21 protein-coding genes are annotated in these 22122 nt (G+C 73.6%); 6 read left to right on the forward strand and 15 right to left on the reverse strand.

What is annotated here, in order from left to right; genetic code table 11:
- Positions 1-16: 16 nt before the first annotated feature.
- From OG989_RS05025 to OG989_RS05040, 4 genes are read right to left on the reverse strand one after another with little or no spacing between them, the layout of a single operon-like run.
- Positions 17-1042 carry a tetratricopeptide repeat protein gene (locus tag OG989_RS05025; protein ID WP_151454113.1) on the reverse strand — a complete coding sequence of 342 codons (1026 nt, stop codon included), beginning with the start codon at positions 1040-1042 and terminating at the stop codon, positions 17-19.
- Between the two features lie 10 nt (positions 1043-1052).
- Positions 1053-1535, reverse strand: a complete 483-nt coding sequence (gene ispF / locus OG989_RS05030) for a 2-C-methyl-D-erythritol 2,4-cyclodiphosphate synthase (RefSeq protein WP_089003124.1) — start codon at positions 1533-1535, stop codon at positions 1053-1055.
- A 16-nt stretch (positions 1536-1551) separates the two neighbouring features.
- Entirely contained in the window at positions 1552-2247 is a 696-nt protein-coding gene (gene ispD / locus OG989_RS05035) for a 2-C-methyl-D-erythritol 4-phosphate cytidylyltransferase (protein WP_132239894.1), read from the reverse strand.
- A gap of 56 nt (positions 2248-2303) precedes the next feature.
- The gene (locus tag OG989_RS05040; RefSeq protein ID WP_007073334.1) at positions 2304-2789 is read right to left on the reverse strand and encodes a CarD family transcriptional regulator; all 486 of its coding nucleotides are present in this window, start codon (positions 2787-2789) and stop codon (positions 2304-2306) included.
- Between the two features lie 326 nt (positions 2790-3115).
- On the opposite strand from OG989_RS05040, the gene OG989_RS05045 reads away from it, so the two are divergent.
- Entirely contained in the window at positions 3116-3811 is a 696-nt protein-coding gene (locus tag OG989_RS05045) for a hypothetical protein (RefSeq protein WP_327029821.1), read from the forward strand.
- An 18-nt stretch (positions 3812-3829) separates the two neighbouring features.
- Here the strand turns inward: OG989_RS05045 and OG989_RS05050 are convergent, their stop codons facing one another.
- From OG989_RS05050 to OG989_RS05065, 4 genes are all read right to left on the reverse strand, one after another.
- Positions 3830-4618, reverse strand: coding sequence for a hypothetical protein (locus tag OG989_RS05050; protein WP_151454111.1), 789 nt, complete (start codon positions 4616-4618; stop codon positions 3830-3832).
- 2 nt (positions 4619-4620) lie between these two features.
- Entirely contained in the window at positions 4621-5709 is a 1089-nt protein-coding gene (locus OG989_RS05055; protein WP_327031109.1) for a type III polyketide synthase, read from the reverse strand.
- Positions 5710-5800: 91 nt separating this feature from the next.
- The gene (locus OG989_RS05060; protein WP_327029822.1) at positions 5801-6967 is read right to left on the reverse strand and encodes an acyl-CoA dehydrogenase family protein; all 1167 of its coding nucleotides are present in this window, start codon (positions 6965-6967) and stop codon (positions 5801-5803) included.
- 44 nt (positions 6968-7011) lie between these two features.
- Complete coding sequence (locus OG989_RS05065) at positions 7012-7785, reverse strand: methyltransferase domain-containing protein (RefSeq protein WP_327029823.1); 774 nt, start codon at positions 7783-7785, stop codon at positions 7012-7014.
- Positions 7786-7830: 45 nt separating this feature from the next.
- On the opposite strand from OG989_RS05065, the gene OG989_RS05070 reads away from it, so the two are divergent.
- The 4 genes from OG989_RS05070 to disA all read left to right on the forward strand — a co-directional run bounded on the left by OG989_RS05070 (position 7831) and on the right by disA (position 12468).
- Entirely contained in the window at positions 7831-8670 is an 840-nt protein-coding gene (locus OG989_RS05070) for a UbiA family prenyltransferase (protein ID WP_327029824.1), read from the forward strand.
- 139 nt (positions 8671-8809) lie between these two features.
- Positions 8810-9598, forward strand: coding sequence for a hypothetical protein (locus OG989_RS05075; RefSeq protein ID WP_151454107.1), 789 nt, complete (start codon positions 8810-8812; stop codon positions 9596-9598).
- A 91-nt stretch (positions 9599-9689) separates the two neighbouring features.
- Complete coding sequence (radA, locus tag OG989_RS05080) at positions 9690-11144, forward strand: DNA repair protein RadA (protein ID WP_151454106.1); 1455 nt, start codon at positions 9690-9692, stop codon at positions 11142-11144.
- 142 nt (positions 11145-11286) lie between these two features.
- On the forward strand, positions 11287-12468 hold the full coding sequence (disA, locus tag OG989_RS05085) for a DNA integrity scanning diadenylate cyclase DisA (RefSeq protein WP_151454105.1): 1182 nt from the start codon (positions 11287-11289) through the stop codon (positions 12466-12468).
- Between the two features lie 152 nt (positions 12469-12620).
- Here disA and OG989_RS05090 read toward each other — a convergent pair whose 3' ends face one another.
- The 3 genes from OG989_RS05090 to OG989_RS05100 form a co-directional block, all read right to left on the reverse strand.
- Entirely contained in the window at positions 12621-13343 is a 723-nt protein-coding gene (locus OG989_RS05090; protein WP_327029825.1) for a hypothetical protein, read from the reverse strand.
- Positions 13344-13491: 148 nt separating this feature from the next.
- Positions 13492-14049, reverse strand: a complete 558-nt coding sequence (locus OG989_RS05095; RefSeq protein WP_327031110.1) for a peptide deformylase — start codon at positions 14047-14049, stop codon at positions 13492-13494.
- Between the two features lie 23 nt (positions 14050-14072).
- Positions 14073-14585 (reverse strand): glycine cleavage system protein R, encoded by a 513-nt coding sequence (locus tag OG989_RS05100; RefSeq protein ID WP_327029826.1) that lies wholly within the window; start codon positions 14583-14585, stop codon positions 14073-14075.
- 143 nt (positions 14586-14728) lie between these two features.
- Between OG989_RS05100 and OG989_RS05105 the strand changes: the two genes are divergently transcribed.
- The gene (locus OG989_RS05105; protein ID WP_327029827.1) at positions 14729-15628 is read left to right on the forward strand and encodes an A/G-specific adenine glycosylase; all 900 of its coding nucleotides are present in this window, start codon (positions 14729-14731) and stop codon (positions 15626-15628) included.
- A gap of 105 nt (positions 15629-15733) precedes the next feature.
- Here OG989_RS05105 and OG989_RS05110 read toward each other — a convergent pair whose 3' ends face one another.
- The 4 genes from OG989_RS05110 to lysS form a co-directional block, all read right to left on the reverse strand.
- Positions 15734-16384 carry a C39 family peptidase gene (locus OG989_RS05110; RefSeq protein WP_327029030.1) on the reverse strand — a complete coding sequence of 217 codons (651 nt, stop codon included), beginning with the start codon at positions 16382-16384 and terminating at the stop codon, positions 15734-15736.
- A gap of 740 nt (positions 16385-17124) precedes the next feature.
- Positions 17125-19656, reverse strand: a complete 2532-nt coding sequence (locus OG989_RS05115; protein ID WP_151456722.1) for an ATP-dependent Clp protease ATP-binding subunit — start codon at positions 19654-19656, stop codon at positions 17125-17127.
- A 461-nt stretch (positions 19657-20117) separates the two neighbouring features.
- On the reverse strand, positions 20118-20468 hold the full coding sequence (locus OG989_RS05120) for a histone-like nucleoid-structuring protein Lsr2 (protein WP_165947879.1): 351 nt from the start codon (positions 20466-20468) through the stop codon (positions 20118-20120).
- Positions 20469-20577: 109 nt separating this feature from the next.
- Entirely contained in the window at positions 20578-22086 is a 1509-nt protein-coding gene (lysS, locus tag OG989_RS05125) for a lysine--tRNA ligase (protein WP_327029828.1), read from the reverse strand.
- Positions 22087-22122: the final 36 nt, after the last annotated feature.

A 22122-nucleotide genomic window follows, 5' to 3' on the forward strand; every position in this document is an offset into this window, starting at 1 on the left:
ACCGGCCGGTGCCGGCTCACGCCGTGGTGCGGGACAGCACGGCGAGTTCGGCGGCGACCGCGGCGAGGATGGCGAGCACCAGCGGCCACGGGGTGCCGACCAGGGCGTAGAGCAGGATCAGGGCCGGGGCGGCGGCCGCCGCGTAGACGGCCAGGGCCAGCGTGCGGTCGGAGCGGAGCAGGCTCGGCAGGATGGTCCGGGACAGGCCGGGCAGCCGGGCGGCGAAGCGCCAGACCACCAGCGCCCCGCCGAGCGCCGCGAACGCCGCCGCGACGCGGGACAGCCCGGCGCTGCCCGGCGCCATACAGGCGATCAGCACGGCGGTGATCATCGTCCAGCCCGCGCCGTAGACCACGAGCTGGCGCAGGCCGAGCGAGATGGTCCGGCCGGAGTCGACCCGCCCGGGGCTCATCGACGCGGCCTCGGCGAGGTGTTCCAGCGCCTCGCTCCAGCGCCGCTGCTCCAGCCGGAGCACGCCGATGTCGTGGCGGGCCTCGGCGAGCTGCGGGTCCAGCCGCAACGCCTCCCGGTAGGCGCGCTCGGCCAGGTCGAACATCTGCATGTTCGCCGCCACCAGCCCGAGCACCAGGTGCGCCTGGGGATTCTCGGGTGCCAGCTCGATCCCGCGCCAGGCCGCGTTCAGCGCCGGCTGCCCGTTGCGCGAGCCGGCCAGGATCGCGGCGGCGCTGCTCTGCGCGTACGCGTCGTCGGGGCCCAGCGCCAGGATCCGGTCGGCGGTCCGGGCCGCCTCGGCGTACTCCTCCAGATCGCCGAGGGCGAGGGCGCGGGCGACCAGCGCCGGAACGCTGTCGGGGGCGGCGGCGACCGCGGCGTCGGCGGCGGTGCGCGCCTCCGTCGGCCGCCCGGCCGCGAGGTGGACCCGGGACAGCATGGTCAGCGCCCCGGCGTCGGCCGGGTCCAGGGCGACGGCGTAAGAGACCTCAGCCGCGGCCTCGTCGTAGCGACCGAGTTCGGCGAGGAGCTGGGCGCGTTGGAGGTAGCCGTCGGCGGCGGAGCGGTCTGAGGTGGCGTCGCTGGACATCGCGGCGAGCCTAGGCGGCCGGAGCCTCGTACACCAGGGCCACCGCGATGCCGGTGAGCCCCTCGCCGCGCCCGGGGAAGCCGAGGCCGTCGGTGGTGGCCGCGGAGACGGTCACCGGCGCGCCGACCGCCTCGGAGAGCACCCGCTGGGCCTCCTCACGGCGCGGGCCGATCTTGGGCCGGTTGCCGACCACCTGCACGGACACGTTGCCGATCGCGAAGCCGGCGGCCCGCACCCGGCGGGCGCTCTCGGTGAGCAGGGCGACGCCCGACGCGCCCGCCCACTCGGGCTGGCCCACGCCGAAGTTGGCGCCCAGGTCCCCGAGGCCGGCCGCCGAGAGCAGCGCGTTGCAGGCGGCGTGCGCGGCCACGTCGGCGTCCGAGTGCCCGGCCAGGCCGTCCTGGTCGGGCCAGTGCAGGCCGGCCACCCAGCACGGCCGGCCCGCCTCGAAGGCGTGCACGTCGGTGCCGATGGCCACCCGGGGAACGATCATGAGAAGAGGGTACGCGTCAGGCGCCCGTGGCGAGCAGATGCTCGGCCAGCGCCAGGTCGAACGGGCGGGTGACCTTCAGCGCGTACTCGGAGCCGGGGACGCAGGACACCGGGACGCCCTGCTTCTCGACCAGGCCGGCGTCGTCGGTGAGCGGGTCACCGGCGGCGGCGTGCGCGGCCGTCAGCACCGCCCGGCGGAAGCCCTGCGGGGTCTGCACCGCGCGCAGGGCGGAGCGGTCGACGGTGCCGAGGACGACCTCGTCGGCGCCGACCTCCTTGATCGTGTCGACGACGGGCAGCACCGGGATCACCGCGTCGTGTCCGGCGCGGACGGCCGCCGCGACGGATTCCACCAGGTCGGGCGGGGTCAGCGCCCGGGCGGCGTCGTGCACGAGGACGATCTCCGGGCCGGCGGGCACCGCCGCGAGGGCGGCGGCCACCGACGCCTGCCGCTCGGCGCCACCGGGCACCACGGTCACCGGGGCGACCGGGGCGAGCAGCTCACGTACCGCCGCCACCTCGGCGGCCGGGGCGGCCACGACGATGGTGTGCACCGACGGCGCGGCGGCGAGCCGGCGGACCGCGTGCACCAGCAGGGGTTCCCCACCGAGCAGGCGCAACGCCTTGGGGCGGCCGGGGCCGAGCCGTACGCCAGCACCGGCCGCAGGCACGAGGACCGCGACGTCACCGCACGGATTGAGCTGCGCGGTCACGTCGCGGTCCTCGGTGGTTTGTTCGCTACGCATCGGGTACGACGATGCTGCGGGGACTAGGCCTCGGTCAGGACCTTGTCGAGCAGCGTCTCCGCCTCGTCCTTGGTGCTCTTCTCGGCCAGCGCGACCTCGCCGACGAGAATGTCACGGGCCTTAGCGAGCATGCGCTTCTCACCCGCGGAGAGACCCCGCTCCCGCTCCCGACGCCACAGGTCGCGGACGACCTCGGCGACCTTCAGCGGGTTACCGGAGGCCAGCTTCTCCAGATTCGCCTTGTAACGCCGCGACCAGTTGGTCGGCTCCTCGGTGTGCGGTGCACGGAGCACGTCGAAGACCTTGCCGAGGCCCTCTTCGCCGACCACCTCGCGCACACCCACGATCTCGGCGTTCTCGGCGGGCACCCGGACCGTCAGGTCACCCTGTGCGACCCTCAGGACGAGGTATTGCTTAGGCTCGCCCTTGATCACCCGAGTCTCGATTGCCTCGATGAGTGCGGCCCCGTGGTGGGGGTAAACAACGGTCTCGCCGACACTGAAAACCATAGGTTCGAAACCCCTTTCGCTGTGTCTAGGGTAACACGCTCAGGCACCGATGTCTCACCGCTGTCCTGACCGTTGGCGCAGCTCAGGGGCCCTGTGAGAGGTCTTTCTTCAGCTTGACAGACCGCCAAACCAGTGGTTTGACCACGCTCCGTAACGCTCGGATGACGTCCCGGTACGAGTGACGCGAACGTCGAGATCAAGGGCTATGCGCTCCTCCCATGGTAGCCCGCCGGCCGGGTACGCGCCCAGGTGTAGCGGCAGCCCGCCCCGTGCGGGACGCTGGAGACCGAGCCGCTGTCCGCTCGCCGAGACGTCCTGGGGGTCCGATGGGCAAGCCCGACGCAGACGGCCCTGGACTGCCCGACCTGCCACCCGAGTGGGGCCGGGTGGTCGTGCCGGACGACGCCTCCGCGCTCGCCGCCGAGGCCGAACAGCTCCGCCGCGAGCTGGGTGGCACGCCCCGGCACGCCGTCCCGCCTCCGCCGGCCCGGTCCCCGTTCGCCCTCGCCCTGCTGGTGCTGCTGGTGGCGGTGCTGACCACCCTCGCCGGCCTCGCGGCGGTCACCTGGCCCCGGCCCGGCCGGTCCACCCCGGAGCCCACCCCCACCCCGTACGCGCCGCCGGCCGGGGCGGCCGGTCGACCGCTGCCCGCGCTGGACCTGGTCGACGCCGGCCAGTCACCGGTGCCCCTGCGCGGACTGGTGCCAGCGATGATCATCCTCGTGGACGGCTGCCCCTGCCCGGCCGACGTGGCCACCGCCGCCACCCTGGCACCGGCCGGCGTCACGGTGGTCACCGTCGCCGGCACCCGGCCCGTACGCGCCACGCCACCGCCCGCCGGGGCCACGGTGCGACCGCTCGCCGACCCGGCCGGCGGGCTGCGCTCGTTCCTGCACCTGCCGGCCCGCCCCGGCGCCGTCACCGCGCTGCTGGTGGACCGGACCGGCGTCCTCGTCAAGGTGGTCCCCGAGATCCACTCCGCCGAGGACTACCGCGCCGACCTGAGCCGCCTCGCCGCCTGAACCGCCCCGCCGGGGTGGTCAGGGCAGGGCGACCAGCTGCGCATCGACCCGCAGCGGCTCCGCGTTGGCGCTCGACAGCGAGACCTGGAACGGCCCGCCCCTGCCGGTGACCTCCGTCGACGTGACCGAGCCGTCGCAGGCGCTGGTGATCGGGTCGGCCGCCCAGGCCCCCTCGACCACGATCAGCAGCTCTCCCGGGCCGACGCAGCGGTACTGGAGCAGGTGACGCGCCCCGCCCTCGGCGGAGGCCCTCTTGACGAGACCCTCCGCCGGACTGAGCACGGCCCGGGCGGTCCAGACCGTGTCGGGGAAGCTGGCCAGCCTGCCCCGACGCCCGTCGCCCGCCTGGAGCGGGTCGTCCCCGGCGCGGCGCTGCTCCGGGTCCTCGACGTCCACCCGCACCGTCGCGCCGCCGCGCGGGTCCACCCGCACCGTCGTGCCCTCACGCGTCTCCGTCCGGACCGTCGCGCCGCCACGCGGATCCGTCCGCACCGTCGCGCCGCTGCGCGGGTCGACGAGCCAGAAGCTGGCGGGCCGTCCGGATCCCTCAGCGGGCACGACGAACCGGACGTGGGCGTCCGGCGGGGCGGCGAACCGGACCCGGTCCGCCGGTGCGACGTTCGACAGGTCCGGCACGGGGCCGGTGCGGGGCGCCTCGGCCTGCCACCACCAGCCGCCGCCGACCAGCGCGGCCAGCCCCGCCACGGCCAGTACGGCGCCGCGCAGCCGATCGTCGGCCCCGACGCCAGCCGTGTGCCCACCCGCGTCCGGCCCGGTCTCCGGCCGGTCTGCCGCATCGGCGTCCATCATCAGAGGGTAACCGTGCCGGGCGAACCGCTCACTCCTGTCCGTTCCAGCAACGCGGCGAAGAGGGTCAGGCCGGGGCCGAACGCCAGCATCACCACCCGCCGCGGCGGCGACGCGGCCCGGCGCAGCCGGTCCAGGATCAGCAGCACCGTCGGCGACGAGCAGTTGCCGTGCTCGTCCAGGGTCGCCCGGGACGCCGCCAGGCCCTCCGGCGGCAGGGCCATCTCCCGCTCGACCACGTTCAGGATGCGCGGGCCGCCCGGGTGCACCGCCCAGCCGTCCACCTCGGACAGCGTCGTGCCGTGCCGGGCCAGCAGCCCCTCGACCAGGCCCCGGACGTGCGTGGAGAGCACCTGCGGCACCTTCGGCGACAGCCCCATCCGGAAACCCGTGTCGGTGACGTCCCAGGTCATGTGGTCGGCCGTCGAGGTGTCCGTGACGGACGTGACCTCGCGCAGCGCGTACCCCCGGCCGCCGGGAACGACCACGGCGGCGACCGCGGCGTCCGAGAAGAGCGCGTGGGAGACGATCTGCTGGGTGTCCACCCGGGCGCTGGAGGGCTGGATGTGCAGGCTGGTCAGCTCCGCGCAGAGCAGCAGCGCGGGCCGGCCCCGGGCGGTGACGAAGTCGCTCGCCGCGCCCAGGCCCGGCAGCGCGGCGTAGCAGCCCATGTGCCCGACGAACAGGCGCTGCGTGTCCGGGGCCATGCCCAGGTCCCGGGCGAGCAGGATGTCCAGCCCCGGGGTGGCGTACCCGGTGCACGAACAGACGACGAAGAGCCCGACGTCGCCGGCGGAGAGGCCGGCGGCCGTCAGCGCCCGGCCCACCGCCTCCTTGCCCAGCGGCAGCGCCTCGACCAGGTAGCGGCGCATCCGCCGTTCCGTGGGCCAGTCGGATACGTCCTCCAGCAACGGGTTCACGGCAGCCTGCCGGTGGGTGACCCCCGAGTGCGCGAAGATCCGCTGCGCCAGCGCCCGCGTGCTGCCGGAGAAGTGCTTCGAGAAGAAGCCCTCCCACAGGTCGTCCTGCGCGGCCGACGGCGGGTGTGCCGTCCCCAGCCCCGCGATCACCGGTACGGCCACCATGCCCACCTCTCGTCCGGCCTTGCGCACCGGGCGGTCGAACCGCCCCTGGACGGGCCGTGCGCCCGCGCGTCCGCCGACCCGGCGGACCCCCCCACGCTCACCAACGAGGCACCGTTCCGTCGCGGTCCGGGTCACCGCCCAGCGCGGCGACGCCCAGCCAGTCCGCGCAGACGTCCGACGTCGCCGGGTGCAGCGAGCCGCAGCGGGCGTCCCGGTAGAGCCGCTCCAGCGGATGTCCCCGCCGGGTCGCGGACGTGCCGGCCGCCTCCAGCACGGACGCGGCCACGTCGGCGGCGGTGGTGCCGGCGAGCAGCTTCGCCCGCCAGACCCAGCGGTTGGTCTCCGCGTCGCCCGGCGCCTCGTCCACCCGGCGGGCCGCCTCCGCGACCACCAACTGGGCCGCCGCCACCGCCGCGTCGGCCCGGCCCAGGCGGGACCGGACCGCCGGCAGGCCGGCGAGGTTGCGGGCGTTCAGGTGCTCGGCCGCCGCGTCGAGGGCCGCCCGGGCCACCCCCACGTAGACGGCGGCGTAGCTGGCCACCAGCCAGTGCGGCATGAGCTGGGCGACCACCAGGGCCAGCCCCTCCACGCCGCCGAGCAGCCGGTCGGCCGGCACGGTCACGTCCAGGTGCAGGTCGTGCGAGGAGGTCGCGCGCATGCCGAGCGAGTCCCACGTGGGCTCGACGGTCAGCCCGTCGCCGGCCGGCACCAGGAACTGGGAGACCACCGACTGGTCGACGGCGCTGCGGGCGGCCACCAGGTAACCGTCCGCGTGCCCGGCCCCGGAACAGAACGTCTTGCTGCCCTTGAGGTGCCAACCGCCGTCGGCCGGCTCGTAGACGGTGCTGAGCTGGGAGAGCCGGGCACCGGCGCCGCGCTCGCTCATCGCCACGGCGTACCAGGAGCCCTGGGCGGCGGCGGTGAGCAGCCGGTCCCGGGCGGCCAGCGCCTCGGCCGGGACGCCGAGCGCCTCGGCCAGTTCCTCGGTCACCGCGCCGAGCGCGCCGGTGACCGAGGCGTGCATGTTGAAGACCAGGGCCGTCGCGCCGTTGCCCCGGGCCAGCTCGGTGGCGACCGCCGCGTACTCGGCGAAGGTGGCGCCCATCCCGCCGAGTGCGGTGGGAACCATCAGGCCGAAGAGCCCGGCCTCGCGCAGGTCACGGAAGTCCTCGACCGGGAACGAGCCGTCCCGGTCGTGCTCGGCCGCCCGGGCGGCCAGCCTCGGTGCCAGGCGGCGAGCCGCCTCCAACGCGTGCTGCGCCATACAGCCCCCTTCTCGGCCCTCTCCCTACCCAGGGACGGGCACCGCTATCCGCTCCGCGTACCACGCCCCTGGTAGAGCACGGCCGTCGACCAGGTCGGCACGATCCGCGGCGGCGGGCCGGCGACCGTCGCGTGCGGACGGTCGGCCGGGACCGCGTACGGGCGGCCGGTGGCGCGCATCCGGCGGACCAGCCAGCCGAGCAGGCCGGGCATCCCCGGCCGGATGCCCCGCAGGCGCAGGTCGACCCCGTGCCGGGCGCACTCCGCCACCAGCGCCCGGGAGTCCACGAACAACCGTGGATCGTGGATGCCCTTCGGCACCGTGGGCAGCCGCTCGGCGATCCGCACGGCCAGCAGGCGGCTCAGCGCCGTGTCGTTCAGCGTGTCCAGGACGAGCAGGCCGCCGGGCCGCAGCAGGCGGCACGCCTCGGCCACCGCGCGCCGCCAGTCCGGCACGTGCTCCAGCAACTCGCCCGCCGCGACCACGTCGGCGCAGTCATCGGCCAGCGGTACGGCGGTCACGTCGCCGTTGACCACGGTCACCCCGTGCGCGGCGGCCTGCGCCAGGGCCGACCGGGTGAGGTCGACGCCCACGTGCCGGTAGCCCTTGCCGGCCAGGTGCGGGGCGAGCAACCCGGCGCCGCAGCCGAGGTCGACGAGGAGGGCGCCGGGGCGGGACGCCGGCGGCACGAGCGCCGCGCGGGCCTCGGCCAGCCAGTGCAGCATCGCGAACGCGCCGTCCGGCCGCCACCACTCGCCGGCCAGGTCGTCGTACTGGCGCGGATCGTTGCGTGGCAGGGTGCGGCCCGCGTCTGGCATGGACCGAGCGTGGCACGACTGCCCGGTAACGACCAGACTTTCCTCATGTCGCCAACGGTGCTAGGGCTGGTCAGGGCGAGTCACCCGGAGCCGGCCGCCGCGGTCACCACGGTGGCCGGGCTGCTCGCGTGGGGCGTCGGGCACCGGCCGGGCGGGATCCTCGCCGTGGTGCTCACCGTGGCGGCCAGCCAGCTCGCCGTCGGCTGGGCCAACGACGCGCTCGACGCCGACCGGGACGCCACGGTGGGGCGTACCGACAAGCCGGTCGCCGCCGGCGCGGTCGGTCGGCGCGCCACGGCCATGGCCGCGGCGGTGGCCGCGCTCGCCACCCCGGCGCTGGCGCTGGCCACCGGCCCGGCCGCCGCGCTCTGCGCCACCCTCGGGCTGGTCTCCGCGCTGCTCTACGACTGGCCGCTGAAGTCGACCCCGGTCTCGGTGCTGCCCTACGCGGTCTCCTTCGGCTCGCTGCCCGCCTTCGTCGTGCTGGCGCTGCCCGGAGCGGTGGTGCCGCCGGTCTGGCTGGTCGCCGCCGCGGCCTGCCTGGGCGCCGGGGCGCACTTCGCCAACGTCCTGCCCGACCTGGCCGACGACGCCCGGACGGGGGTGCGTGGGCTGCCGCACCGGCTCGGTCCGGCCGGCAGCCGGGCCGCCGCCGCGCTGCTGCTGCTCGCGGCGACCGCCACGCTGGTCCTCGGGCCGCCCGGGCCGCCGTCGGGGGTCGGCCTCGCCGCGGTCGTGGCCGCCGTCGTGGTGCCGCCGCTGAGCTGGTACGCGGGACGCGCCACCACCCGGGCCGGCGGCCGGCAGGTGGCCGCCTTCCGGGCCGTGATGCTGGTCGCCCTCATCGACGTCGTCCTGCTCGTCACGAGCGGCCGACTGGTGTGACGCGCGTCCCCCCGGGTGCCATCTCCGGGTCGGCGTGCGGGCGTGGATCAGGCCCAACTACCCTGGAGCGCGGTCTGCGCGGGCATGGCCACCATGCCCGGCGTGAGCACCGGGTGGGATCGTGACGAGGAGGACCGACGTGACGCGCTCGATCAGGGGTTCCCGGCGGGCGGCCCTGCTGCTGTCCGGGATGGCCGCGGCGACCGGGCTGCTGCTGTCCGGCTGCGGCGCCGGCCAGGTCTCCGAGACCGCCAACAAGGCGCCGTCGGTCCAGGGCGTCAACCTGTCGGCCGGCAACGGCGCCTACGCGGTCCGCGGCCTGCTGGTCGAGTTCCCCGGCACCGAGGGCTACAAGGCGGGTGCCAACGCCGTCCTGAGCGCCGTGATCTACAACGACTCGCCGAACCCGGTGACCGTGACCGTGACCACCGACAGCGCGCGCGAGGTGGTGATCACCGGCACCGGCGCCTCGGCCAGCCCGTCTGCGTCCCCGAGCGAGTCGGAGTCGCCCGCCCCGTCCGGGTCGCCCTCGCCGGCGGAGTCGGCCAGCCCGGGCGCCCCCGAGAGCCCGTCGGGATCGGCCAGCCCGGGCGCCTCCGAGAGCCCGTCGGAGTCGGTCAGCCCCGGTGCCCCGGAGAGCCCGGCCCCCGAGAGCCCGGCCGCGCCGGCCGGCGAGCCGGCCCGGATCGAGATTCCGCCGCTCAGCTACGTGCAGCTCAGCGCCCAGTCGAACCGGGTCTTCCAGCTCATCGGCCTGAACGAGGCGCTGCGCTCCGGCCAGAACGTCACCCTGACCTTCGATTTCGGCAACGGTGCCACGGTCACCGGCCCGGCCCCGGTCGCCGTGCCGCTCACCCCGGCCGCGCCCCCGTCGAAGATCGTCGAGCGCCTGGGCGGCTACGAGGAGAACGAGGGCGGCGGTCACTGACCCTCCGCCCCGCTGTTTCCGACGACACCGTCGGCGTGGTGACCGCCACGCCGGCGGTGTCTTCGTCATACCGGGGGACTAACGTCCCGGTGTGACCACCTCCCGATCGAGCTCCCCCCGCGCTGGCGGGGCCGGCGGGCGCGGCCGGGCCGCCGCTCGCGAGCCCCGGCCGGCCTACGAGTGCGACGCCTGCGGGCACCAGCCGCCGAAGTGGGTCGGGCGCTGCCCGGAGTGCGGCGAGTGGGGCTCGGTGGTCGAGTGCACGGTCACCGGCCCGACGGTCTCCGGAAAGGTGGTCAGCTCCCGGATGCCGGCCGAGCCGGCCCGGCCGATCGCCACCATCAGCGCCGCACCGGCAAGGGCCCGCCCCACCGGGGTCAGCGAGCTCGACCGCGTCCTCGGCGGCGGCCTGGTCCCCGGTGCGGTGGTGCTGCTCGCCGGGGAGCCGGGGGTCGGCAAGTCCACCCTGCTGCTCGACGTGGCCCAGCAGTGGGCCGCCGGCGCCGGCAGCCCCTCGCTGGTGGTCAGCGGCGAGGAGTCGGTCAGCCAGGTCCGGCTGCGCGCGGAGCGGATGGGCGCCCTGCACGACCAGCTCTACCTCGCGGCCGAGAGCGACCTCGCCGCGGTGCTCGGTCACCTCGACGCGGTCAAGCCGGGCCTGCTGGTGCTCGACTCGGTGCAGACCATCTCCACCAACAACGCCGAGGGCGTGTCGGGCGGGGTGACCCAGGTGCGGGCGGTCACCGCCGCCCTGGTCGCGGTGGCCAAGGAGCGGGGCATCGCCACCGTGCTGGTCGGCCACGTCACCAAGGACGGCCAGGTGGCCGGGCCCCGGGTGCTGGAGCACCTGGTCGACGTGGTGCTGCACTTCGAGGGCGACAAGCACTCCTCGTTGCGCATGGTGCGCGGCGTGAAGAACCGGTTCGGCGCCGCCGACGAGGTGGGTTGCTTCGAGATGCACGAGGGCGGCATCAGCAGCCTGGCCGACCCGTCCGGGCTCTTCCTGACCCGCTATTCGGAGCCGGTGCCCGGCACCTGCGTCACGGTGGCGATGGAGGGGCGCCGGGCACTCGTCACCGAGGTGCAGGCGCTGATCGGCGCGACCGTGGCCGGTTCGCCCCGGCGGACGGTCTCGGGGCTCGACTCGGCCCGGCTCGCGATGGTGCTGGCCGTGCTCCAGCGACGCACCGAACGCCTGACCCTGCACGACCGGGAGGTCTTCGCGGCCACCGTCGGCGGCATCCGGGTGGTGGAGCCGGCGGCCGACCTCGCCGTGGCCCTCGCCGTCGCCTCGGGCGGGCTCAACCTGGCCATCGCGCCGCACCTGGTGGCGATCGGCGAGGTCGGCCTGACGGGCGAGGTGCGCCGTGTCGGCGCCGTGCCGCGCCGGCTGGCCGAGGCGGCCCGGCTCGGCTTCCGGCTCGCGCTGGTGCCGACCGGCTGCGGCCCCGAGAGCACCGGCGTCACGCCGGAGCACATGCGGGTGATCGAGGTGACCGACGTACGCTCGGCGCTCCAGGCCGTCGCCCGGGCCTCCGCCGAGTGACCGCCGAGAATGGTCGGCGGAACGTCCGGTCCGATACCGGACAGCCCGGACGCCAGCCCACGGTCCGGGCGAGGTGGGGCATCGTGACACATCACAGTAACCACGACAGCACCCACCGCAGGGCAGTCCGTAGACTGTGTCCGTGCCGATCGACCGCGACACCGCCAAGCCTGCTGGCGCGACACCCCACGCCCGCACCGGCGCCGTGGGCTCCCCCGCCCGCGCGATCAGCGTGACCGTGACCGGCGGCGCCGGGGGCGCCGGTGACCCGTTGCGGGCGAACCTGGCCCTGATGGCCCCGGGCACCGCCCTGCGCGACGGCCTCGAGCGCATCCTGCGCGGCCGGACGGGCGCGTTGATCGTCCTCGGCTACGACAAGGTGGTCGAGGGTCTCTGCACCGGTGGGTTCCCGCTCGACGTCGAGTTCTCCGCCACCCGGGTGCGGGAGCTGTGCAAGATGGACGGCGCGGTCGTGCTCTCCAGCGACGGCACCCGCATCGTGCGGGCCGCCGTGCACCTGATGCCCGATCCCACCATCCCGACCGAGGAGTCCGGCACCCGGCACCGCACGGCGGAGCGGGTGGCCCGGCAGACGGGCTACCCGGTCATCTCGGTCAGCCAGTCGATGCGGATCATCAGCCTCTACGTCAACGGCCAGCGGCACGTGCTGGACGACTCGGCGGCGATCCTGTCCCGTGCCAACCAGGCGCTCGCCACGCTGGAGCGCTACAAGCTCCGGCTCGACGAGGTCTCCGGCACCCTCTCCGCCCTGGAGATCGAGGACCTGGTCACCGTACGGGACGCGGTCGCGGTGGTGCAGCGGCTGGAGATGGTCCGCCGGATCGCCGACGAGATCGCCGGCTACGTGGTGGAGTTGGGCACCGACGGTCGCCTGCTCGCCCTCCAGCTCGACGAGCTGATGGCCGGCGTCGACGCCGACCGCACCCTGGTGATCCGGGACTACCTGCCGGCCGGCCGGAAGTCCCGCACCCTCGACGAGGCCCTGGTGGAGCTGGATCTGCTCGGCGCCACCGAGCTGATCGACCTGGTCGCGGTCGCCAAGGCCATCGGCTACCCGGCCGCGTCCGACGCGCTCGACGCGGCGGTCAGCCCGCGCGGGTTCCGGCTGCTGGCGAAGGTGCCCCGGCTGCCGGTCGCCGTGGTCGACCGCCTCGTCGTGCACTTCGGCAGTCTCCAGCGGCTGCTGGGCGCCACGGTCGAGGATCTCCAGGCCGTCGAGGGGGTCGGCGACGCGCGCGCCCGGGGCGTCCGCGAGGGGCTGTCCCGCCTCGCCGAGGCGTCGATCCTCGAACGCTACGTCTGACCCGGCCGTACGCCGGCCCGGCCCACACGGTCACAGCTTCCGGGGCCACACCGCCACCGCCATCCGTCGGGCGGGCCCGGCCCGGCCGACCGCGCGGCGGCCCGGTCTGTCCGGCAGCCCAGTGTCCGGCTGGCCGCCCGGCCCACGGGTGGTCAGTCGGTGACGGTGAGCTTGACCGGCTCGCTGAGCTTGGTGCCGACCCGGGCGTAGACCTGGTAGGTGCCGGCCGGCGGGTTGGGGCCCGCCGCCACCCCGTTGGCGCACTTGGTGGTGTCGCGGCCGTTCCAGCCCACCTGGTAGGCGCGCTCGAAGCCCGGGGTGAAGGACTGCACGTCGGAACCCTGGGCGGTGCCGCACGTGTCGGACGACCAGACCTTCTCGGCCCCCGACTTGATGAACAGCTCCTGCACGGAGGCGCCGACATCGCGGCTGCACGTCCGCTCGGAGCGATTCTTGATCTTGAGCCGGAGGTCCACCACGGCCCCCCGGACCACCGAGGCGGGCTGGGCCACCGGGGTCACCGTGATCTCGGCGTCCGTGCAGGCGCCGTCACCGGCGGCCGGCACGACGGGTGCCACCGGCGGCGAGTCGGTGGTGACCGGCTCGCCCGACGGATCTTCGGCGTCAGGGCCGTCCGCCGCACCCGGCGAGGGCCCCCCGGTCTGCGGGGCGAGCACCGAACCGGTGGGTTCCGGCGAGGCACCGGACGACGTCGCGCCCGGAGTGGGCTGCGCGTCACCGCCCTTCTTCGCGTTCCGGTCCGATCCGGTGCACGAATAGAGCAGGACAATCAGGAAGAGAAGCCCGGCTCCGAGTACGACGGCGCGACGCCGCCAGTACACGGCGGGGGACAGGGGGCCGACCGTCAGACGCATGATGTCCCCACCGTAGCGGCGCGGGGCACGCCAGCCCCGCACGACGCGCCGAGTCGCCCACCGCTCACCGCACCGACCCTCCACATGCGACGGCTCCGGCTGCCGACCGTGTCCCGCCGGCGACGCTGGGTCGCCGCGCCGCCGGCACTCAGAGGTACACCTTGCGCTGGTAGATGGCGTGGGCACCCGCGACCCGGTCCAGGAAGAGCAGGCCGGCGCAGTGGTCGATCTCGTGCTGGAGGGCCCGCGCCTCGAACCCGTCCGTCACCAGCCGTACGGGCCGGCCGGTGCCGGGCAGGACGCCCTCCACCACCAGCCGGCTTGCCCGCTTGACGTCCCCGGTCAGGTCGGGCACCGACATGCACCCCTCGCGCGCCACCTTCCACCGGCTCGCCTCGACGACCCGGGCGTTGCACAGCACGAAGGTGCCGTGCACGGTGAGCGCCTTCGGGTGGCCCGTCACGTCCACCGCGAAGACCTGCGCACCCACACCGACCTGCGGGGCGGCCAGCCCCACGCAGCCCGGGGACACCCGCATGGTGGCGATCAGGTCGGCGGCCAGCCGTACCGTCTCCGCCGCCGTCGGATCCACCTCGCTGCCGGAGCGGCTGAGCACCTGCTCCGGCGCGCACACCACCGGCCGCACCTCCCCCGGAACGGCCAGGGACTCCGGGGTCCAGTCGCCGAGGCCGACGTACGCCTCGATCTCCGGTCCGCGCCCCGCGCCGGTCACAGCAGGTCCGGATCGGCCGGCCGGAGGGTCACCCCGACGCCCAACTCCTCGGCCGTCGCCGCCAGCCGCCCGGCCAGCCCGTCGGCCGTGCCGGGCGGCAACTCCACCTCGGCGACCACCACGTACAGCGAGCCGGTGAGGCGGGTGCTCAGGTCGGTGACGTTGCCGCCGGCATCGGCGAGCACCCGGGTCATGGCCGCCACGATGCCCATCCGGTCCGCGCCGTGCACCGCCAGCACGTACGGCTCGCCGGCGGGAGCCGTCTCGCCGTCGGGGGTGACCGCGCGTACGGTGGCCAGCAGTTGACCGTCGGCGGAGAGCGGCACCAGCGCGGCCTCGACGTCGCCGGCGGCCGGGCCCACGCAGATCAGGGTCATCGCGAAGTGCCCCCGCAGCCGGGTCATGGTGCTGTCGGTGAGGTTCGCGCCGAGCCGGGCGAGCAGCTCGGCGACGTCGGCCACGATGCCTGGCCGGTCCCGGCCGATGACGGTGATCGCGAGCTCGTTCATCCGGGCATTCTGCCCGATCCGTCCGCCGCCGCGGCAGCGCCCCGCCCGGACCGCCCAGCCAGCGGGACGGTAGTGGCGCCCCGTCGTGGCACCGTCGCCCGCACCGCCCCGGCGACGGGACGCGTGACATCATCGGCGACGCGATGTCTGAGCCCACTTTCGCCACCCTGGTAAGCCGGTGGTACGAGGAGAACGCCCGCGACCTGCCATGGCGCGGACCCGACGTGACCCCGTGGGCCATCCTGGTCAGCGAGGTCATGCTCCAGCAGACGCCTGTCGTACGCGTGCTCCCCGCCTGGGAGGCCTGGCTGGCGCGCTGGCCCGAACCGGCAGCGCTGGCGGCGGACAGCCCCGCCGAGGCGATCCGGATGTGGGGGCGGCTCGGCTATCCCCGTCGGGCGGTGCGGCTGCGCGACTGCGCGCTGGCGATCGTCGAGAGGCACGGCGGGCAGGTCCCCGACCGGCTGGACCAGTTGCTGGCGCTGCCGGGCGTCGGCACGTACACGGCCCGGGCGGTGGCCGCGTTCGCGTACGGTCAGCGGCACCCGGTGGTCGACACCAACGTGCGGCGGGTGGTCTGCCGGGCGATCGCCGGCGAACCGGACGCCGGCCCGGCGACGCGCCCGGCCGACCTGGTCGCCACCGAGGAACTGCTCCCCGTCGAACCGGCCGCCGCCGCCCTGGCCAGCGCGGCCTTCATGGAGCTGGGCGCGGTGGTCTGCGTCGCCAGGTCGCCCCGCTGCGGCGTCTGCCCCGTCGAATCGGTCTGCGCCTGGCGCGCGTCCGGCCGCGAGGCGCCCGCGGGTCCGACCCGCCGCCCCCAGCGGTACGCCGGCACCGACCGCCAGGTACGCGGGCTGCTGCTCGGCGTACTACGGGAGACGACCGGGCCGGTGCCGCACCAGCGGCTCGACCAGGTGTGGGCCGACGACGTCCAACGGTCCCGGGCGCTCGCCGGACTGGTACGGGACGGTCTCGTGGAACCGGTCGGCGAATCCTCGTTCCGCCTCGTCGGCGACGGGCCACCCGTCCCGGTGGGCTGACCCGGCGCGGACGCTGGGCGGCGCCGGGTCGGCGTGGGCCAGCCCCGGCGTGACGAAAGGGCCGGCCCCCTTGTGGGGCCGACCCTTGTCGTTGGGTGTGGTGTGTCAGGCGGTGTAGCCGCGGGTGGCGATCCAGTCGGCGAGGTTGTCGACGCTCATCCGGTAGGAGGCCTGGTCGGGGTTGGCGGAGTCGGCGATGGTGACGGTGTTGCCGTTGTCGCGGTAGCCGACGACGCTGATGTAGTGCCCGCCCTCGAAGGAGTGGGTGGTGCCGTCGGTGTCGGTGGCGGTGCCGGCGATGTTGGCGACCACGGCGTGGCCTTCGTCGATGGCGGTGACGATGTCGCCGCGCAGCTTGTCGGTCTGCTTGTCGTCGGCCTTGGCGCCGGGGATCTCCACCGACTGGTAGGCGTCCTTGCCGCTCTCCTTGTTCAGGACGGGGGTGATGTCGTTGATGGAGTTGGTGCCGGCTTCGGTGGTGCCCATGCGCTGGGCCATGCCGTCGACGTCGATGTTCTTGCCCTGCACGCTGAGGGCGTTGCGGGCGGCGGCGGGGCCGCAGTAGTAGAAGTTCGGCTGTGCCTCGTAGCGCACGCCCAGCTCCCGCTCGCCACCCTTGCGGTCCTGTGCGACCGAGGCCGACACGGGCGTGGTGGGGGCGGCGAGGGCGGTGGTGACGGGGCCGGCGATGGCGCCGCCGGTGAAGGCGAGCCCGGCAGCGGTCAGAGCGGTCTTACGCAGAATGTCGGTACGCATGATGGCAGCACCTTTCGATCGGGGGTACGCGACACACACCGCGGGGGACGGGTGGCGTCGCGGGCTGAGGGAAAGGTCGAACCAGGTACGCCCTCGACGAGAGGGTGGGGCGCGTCCGGGGGGATGTAACGACACGGGCCCGGCCGGCATTCCCACCGGCGACCCCGGCCATCCCGGAGGGCTCAGGGGTGGGGCCCGGGGTTACGCGCTCACGGTGGTTACAACGACCCGGCCCCCCGACCCATGCCCACCGGGCGCGTGACCGAGGCCACCACAAACCCCCAGCAAACGGACGGATTATCTGATCGGCCCCGCCACCGACGCCGCCCACGAACCGGACGCGCGCCCCAGACCGGCCGTCACTTCCGCCGAGCGCGCCGTGCGCCGGGCCGTCACCTGCCGGAGCTTCCGGAGCCCGCCCGGCACTCGCCGACGCTACCGACGACCGGACGCCTCAGTCGGGGATGCCGGCGTGGACGTCGGTCACGGCGGCGTTGACGGCGGGCGATCATGCAGGTGTGGTGGTGCGTAAAACGCCTGAATGGGCAGTTACCCGGCACCACGACTGCATGATCGGCGCGGGCAGGGGGTGGCGAGGGTGGCCGCGGGCAGGGGTGGCGGGGGTGGCCGGGCGCGGGGCGGGCGGGGGTGTGGGGGGCCGGTGAGCGGGGGTGGGTGGAAAGAAGGCGGCGGCCCGGTGGCTGGTGCCACCGGGCCGCCGCCCTCGTGCTGTTTCGGTCCTACTCGTCCGCGCCTGCGGCGGCGGTGCCACCGAGGTCGGCCGGGACGGCGTCCGGCACGGTGGCCGGCCGGTCCGCGCCCGTGAAGATGAGCTTGGACTTGTCGATGTCCTCCGGATCGCCCTCGCAGTCCACCACCACGATCTGACCCGGGATCAGCTCGTTGAAGAGGATCCGCTCGGACAGGTTGTCCTCGATGTCGCGCTGGATCGTGCGACGCAGCGGACGCGCACCGAGGACCGGGTCGAAGCCCTTCTTCGCCAGGTACTTCTTGGCGTTGTCGGTCAGCTCCAGACCCATGTCCTTGTTCCGCAGCTGGCCCTCGATCCGCTGGATCATGATGTCGACGATCGACAGGATCTCCAGCTGACGCAGCTGGTGGAAGACGATGGTGTCGTCGATCCGGTTGAGGAACTCAGGCCGGAAGTGCTGCTTGAGCTCGTCGTTGACCTTCTGCTTCATCCGGTCGTAGTTGGACTCGGAGTCCTCCGACGCCTGGAAACCGAGCGAGACCGCCTTGGCGACGTCGCGGGTGCCCAGGTTGGTGGTCAGGATGATGACCGTGTTCTTGAAGTCCACGATCCGGCCCTGACCGTCGGTGAGCCGACCGTCCTCCAGGATCTGGAGCAGCGTGTTGAACACGTCCGGGTGGGCCTTCTCGATCTCGTCGAAGAGGACCACCGAGAACGGCCGACGCCGCACCTTCTCGGTCAGCTGGCCGCCCTCGTCGTAGCCGACGTAGCCGGGAGGGGCACCCACCAGCCGGGAGACCGTGTAGCGGTCGTGGAACTCGGACATGTCCAGCTGGATGAGGGCGTCCTCGCTGCCGAACAGGAACTCGGCGAGCGCCTTGGAGAGCTCGGTCTTACCGACACCGGACGGGCCGGCGAAGATGAACGAGCCCGACGGACGCTTCGGGTCCTTCAGGCCGGCCCGGGTACGCCGGATCGCCTTCGAGACCGCCTTGACCGCGTCCTCCTGGCCGATGACGCGCTTGTGCAGCTCGTCCTCCATGCGCAGCAGGCGCGAGGTCTCCTCCTCGGTCAGCTTGTAGACCGGGATGCCGGTCCAGTTGCCGAGCACCTCGGCGATCTGCTCGTCGTCGACCTCGCTGACGACGTCCAGGTCACCGGCCTTCCACTCCTTCTCCCGCTGGGCCTTCTGGCCGAGGAGCTGCTTCTCCTTGTCGCGCAGCTGGGCGGCGCGCTCGAAGTCCTGCGCGTCGATCGCGGACTCCTTGTCGCGACGCACCTGGGCGATGCGCTCGTCGAAGTCGCGCAGGTCCGGCGGCGCGGTCATCCGGCGGATCCGCATCCGGGCGCCGGCCTCGTCGATCAGGTCGATCGCCTTGTCCGGCAGGAAGCGGTCGGAGATGTACCGGTCGGCCAGCGTCGCGGCGGCCACGAGAGCCGCGTCGGTGATGCTGACCCGGTGGTGCGCCTCGTAGCGGTCGCGCAGGCCCTTGAGGATCTCGATGGTGTGGGCCAGCGACGGCTCACCCACCTGGATCGGCTGGAAGCGGCGCTCGAGGGCGGCGTCCTTCTCCAGGTGCTTGCGGTATTCGTCGAGCGTGGTCGCGCCGATGGTCTGCAGCTCGCCACGGGCCAGCATCGGCTTGAGGATGCTCGCCGCGTCGATCGCGCCCTCGGCGGCACCCGCGCCGACCAGGGTGTGGATCTCGTCGATGAAGAGGATGATGTCGCCGCGGGTGCGGATCTCCTTGAGCACCTTCTTGAGGCGCTCCTCGAAGTCACCGCGGTAGCGGGAACCGGCGACCAGGGCACCGAGGTCGAGGGTGTAGAGCTGCTTGTCCTTCAGCGTCTCGGGCACCTCGCCCTTGATGATCTTCTGGGACAGCCCCTCCACCACGGCGGTCTTGCCGACGCCGGGCTCACCGATCAGGACCGGGTTGTTCTTGGTGCGGCGGGAGAGGACCTGCATGACCCGCTCGATTTCCTTCTCGCGCCCGATGACCGGGTCGAGCTTGCCCTCGCGGGCGGCCTGGGTCAGGTTGCGGCCGAACTGGTCCAGCACGAGGCTGGTGGACGGTGCGGCCTCGCCCGGCGTGGCGCCCGCCGCGGCCGGCTCCTTGCCCTGGTAGCCGGAGAGCAGCTGGATCACCTGCTGGCGGACCCGGTTGAGGTCGGCGCCGAGCTTGACCAGCACCTGGGCGGCGACGCCCTCGCCCTCGCGGATCAGGCCGAGCAGGATGTGCTCCGTGCCGATGTAGTTGTGGCCGAGCTGCAGCGCCTCGCGCAGCGACAGCTCCAGCACCTTCTTGGCCCGCGGCGTGAACGGGATGTGCCCGCTCGGCGCCTGCTGACCCTGGCCGATGATCTCCTCGACCTGCTGCCGCACACCCTCCAGGGAGATGCCGAGGCTCTCCAGAGCCTTGGCGGCGACGCCCTCACCCTCGTGGATCAGGCCCAGCAGGATGTGTTCCGTACCGATGTAGTTGTGGTTGAGCATCCGGGCCTCTTCTTGGGCCAGGACGACAACCCGTCGCGCTCGGTCGGTGAACCGCTCGAACATGCCCTCGTGCTCCTCACGTGCCGTGCGCACTCGATCTTGATGGTCAAGAAGTCGTGGCGGGGCCGGTGCGCGGACGACCGGGACGGGCGTCCGTGCCTCCTTACTCTATCGCCGCGGACCGACTCCGCTGAGGTCGTGTGTCCCCGTCGGAAGCCGTGTACGCGTCGTTTTGCACAACCGTCCGCGCTCAGGGGGTGTTCCGGTACCCCTGCCTGTACGCGCAGAGCGAAATTCGACCCCGGTCCCGGACCCGTCGTGCGGGTCGCGCCGGTGCCGACGCGGCCCGGATCCGAGCCGTTCGGGAGTTGTCCACAGGCTGTGGACAGACTCTCCACCGGCTGTGGACAACGACCGTCGGGACGGAATTCTTCCCCCTCGGACGCGACCCGGGGCGGATACGGCGACGCCGGCCCGGAGTCGTGCTCCGGCCCGGCGTCGGTGTCGCCCGTCGGCGGTCTCGGTCAGTGACCGGCCTTCGCGTGGTACTCGTCGACGATCTCCTGGGGGATCCGGCCCCGGTCGGAGATGTCCTTGCCGGCCTTCTTGGCCCAGGCGCGGATCGCCTTGTTCTGCTCCCGGTCGGCGGTGGCGCCACCCCGGCCGCGCGCGGCCCGGCCGCCGACGACGACGCCGCCCCTGCCCACCTTGGTGCCGTGGGCGATGTACGAGGCGAATACGTCGCGCAATTTCTCGGCGTTGGAGCTAGACAGGTCGATCTCGTACTGAACGCCGTCGAGCGCGAACTTGACCGTCTCGTCAGCGTCCCCGCCGTCCAGGTCATCGACCAGCTTATGAATGATCTGCTTGGCCACGTCCCACATTCCTTTCGAGCAGGGTGCTCCTGCAAACTGTAAGCACAATAACCCGCGCGGCGCTTGCCGCGTCAATAGGATGCGGTAACGACCCGGTGGAGATGCGCGGCTACTCCGGGCGAACCAGGGGGAAGAGGATGGTTTCCCGAATTCCCAGGCCGGTGAGCGCCATCAAGAGCCGGTCGATTCCCATTCCCATACCCCCGGCCGGCGGCATTCCGTACTCCATCGCCCGGAGAAAGTCCTCGTCCAGCCGCATGGCCTCGTCGTCGCCGCGGGCGCCGAGCTGGGCCTGGGCCACCAGCCGCTCCCGCTGCACCACCGGGTCCACCAGCTCGGAGTACGCGGTCCCCAGCTCGAAACCGAGCACGTAGAGGTCCCACTTCTCGGCCAGCCCGGGCTCGCTGCGGTGCGCCCGGGTCAGCGGGCTCGTCTCCTCCGGGTAGTCGCGGACGAAGGTGGGCGCCTGGAGGCTCGGCACCACCAGCTCCTCGAACAGTTCCTCCGCCAGCTTGCCCGGCCCCCACTTCGGGTCGACCGCCAAACCGACCTTGTCGGCGTACTCCACCAGGCGGGCGCGCTCGGTGCGTGCCGTGACCTCCTCGCCGAGCGCCTCGGAAAGCACCCCGAAGAGGGTCACCGAGGGCCACTCGCCGCCCAGATCGAACTCCCGGCCGTCGGCGTGCGTCACCACGGTCGAGCCGCTGACGGCGATCGCCGCCTGCTGCACGAGATTCCGGGTCAGCTCGGCCATGGTGTCGTAGTCGCCGTACGCCTCGTATGCCTCGAGCATCGCGAACTCGGGCGAGTGCGAAGAGTCGACACCCTCATTACGGAAGTTGCGGTTGATCTCGAAGACCCGGTCGACGCCGCCGACGACGGCCCGCTTGAGAAACAGTTCCGGCGCGATTCGCAGATACAGATCGGTGCTGAGCGCATTGCTGTGGGTCACGAATGGCCGGGCCGCCGCGCCGCCGTGCAGCAGCTGGAGCATCGGAGTCTCCACCTCGATGAAGTCCCGGCCGTGCAGCGTCTCGCGCAGGCTGCGCACGGTCATGGCCCGGGTACGCACCATCTGGCGGGCCTGCGGCCGGACGATCAGGTCCACGTAGCGCTGCCGGACCCGCGCCTCCTCGCTCAGCGGCTTGTGTGCCACCGGCAGCGGGCGGAGCGCCTTCGCCGTCACCGCCCACTGCTCGACCAGCACGGACAGCTCGCCGCGCCGGCTGGTGATCACCTCGCCGGTCACGCCGACGAGGTCACCGAGGTCGACCAGGCGCTTCCAGTCGTTCAGCCGGTCGGGGCCGACCCGGTCGAGGGAGAGCATGGCCTGCAACTCCGTGCCGTCGCCGTCCCGCAGGGTGGCGAAGCAGAGCTTGCCCGTGTTGCGTACGAAGATCACCCGGCCGGTGACCGAGACCTGGTCCCCCGTGGCGGTGTCGGTGGGCAGCTCGGCGTACTTCTCGCGGATCTCGGCCAGCGTGCTGGTCCGGGGGAATCCGATGGGGTACGGCTCGACGCCCTCGGCGAGCATCCGGTCCCGCTTCTCCCGGCGGACCTTCATCTGCTCGGGAAGGTCGTCGGCGGGATCGACTGGCACGGGGTTCTGCTCGGTCACGGCACGCTTCCTCAGAAGGAGATTTCGGGCGGGGTC

Source organism: Micromonospora sp. NBC_01740, assembly GCF_035920365.1.
GTDB lineage: Bacteria > Actinomycetota > Actinomycetes > Mycobacteriales > Micromonosporaceae > Micromonospora > Micromonospora reichwaldensis.

What these genes read in the sequence shown, in the direction of transcription:
- OG989_RS05025 (WP_151454113.1), bottom strand. Translation starts at nt 1,042, where the DNA reads ATGTCCAGCGACGCCACCTCAGACCGCTCCGCCGCCGACGGCTACCTC.
- ispF (WP_089003124.1), bottom strand. Translation starts at nt 1,535, where the DNA reads ATGATCGTTCCCCGGGTGGCCATCGGCACCGACGTGCACGCCTTCGAG.
- OG989_RS05040 (WP_007073334.1), bottom strand. Translation starts at nt 2,789, where the DNA reads ATGGTTTTCAGTGTCGGCGAGACCGTTGTTTACCCCCACCACGGGGCC.
- OG989_RS05045 (WP_327029821.1), top strand. Translation starts at nt 3,116, where the DNA reads ATGGGCAAGCCCGACGCAGACGGCCCTGGACTGCCCGACCTGCCACCC.
- OG989_RS05050 (WP_151454111.1), bottom strand. Translation starts at nt 4,618, where the DNA reads ATGGACGCCGATGCGGCAGACCGGCCGGAGACCGGGCCGGACGCGGGT.
- OG989_RS05060 (WP_327029822.1), bottom strand. Translation starts at nt 6,967, where the DNA reads ATGGCGCAGCACGCGTTGGAGGCGGCTCGCCGCCTGGCACCGAGGCTG.
- OG989_RS05065 (WP_327029823.1), bottom strand. Translation starts at nt 7,785, where the DNA reads ATGCCAGACGCGGGCCGCACCCTGCCACGCAACGATCCGCGCCAGTAC.
- OG989_RS05070 (WP_327029824.1), top strand. Translation starts at nt 7,831, where the DNA reads ATGTCGCCAACGGTGCTAGGGCTGGTCAGGGCGAGTCACCCGGAGCCG.
- OG989_RS05090 (WP_327029825.1), bottom strand. Translation starts at nt 13,343, where the DNA reads ATGCGTCTGACGGTCGGCCCCCTGTCCCCCGCCGTGTACTGGCGGCGT.
- OG989_RS05100 (WP_327029826.1), bottom strand. Translation starts at nt 14,585, where the DNA reads ATGAACGAGCTCGCGATCACCGTCATCGGCCGGGACCGGCCAGGCATC.
- OG989_RS05105 (WP_327029827.1), top strand. Translation starts at nt 14,729, where the DNA reads ATGTCTGAGCCCACTTTCGCCACCCTGGTAAGCCGGTGGTACGAGGAG.
- OG989_RS05110 (WP_327029030.1), bottom strand. Translation starts at nt 16,384, where the DNA reads ATGCGTACCGACATTCTGCGTAAGACCGCTCTGACCGCTGCCGGGCTC.
- OG989_RS05115 (WP_151456722.1), bottom strand. Translation starts at nt 19,656, where the DNA reads ATGTTCGAGCGGTTCACCGACCGAGCGCGACGGGTTGTCGTCCTGGCC.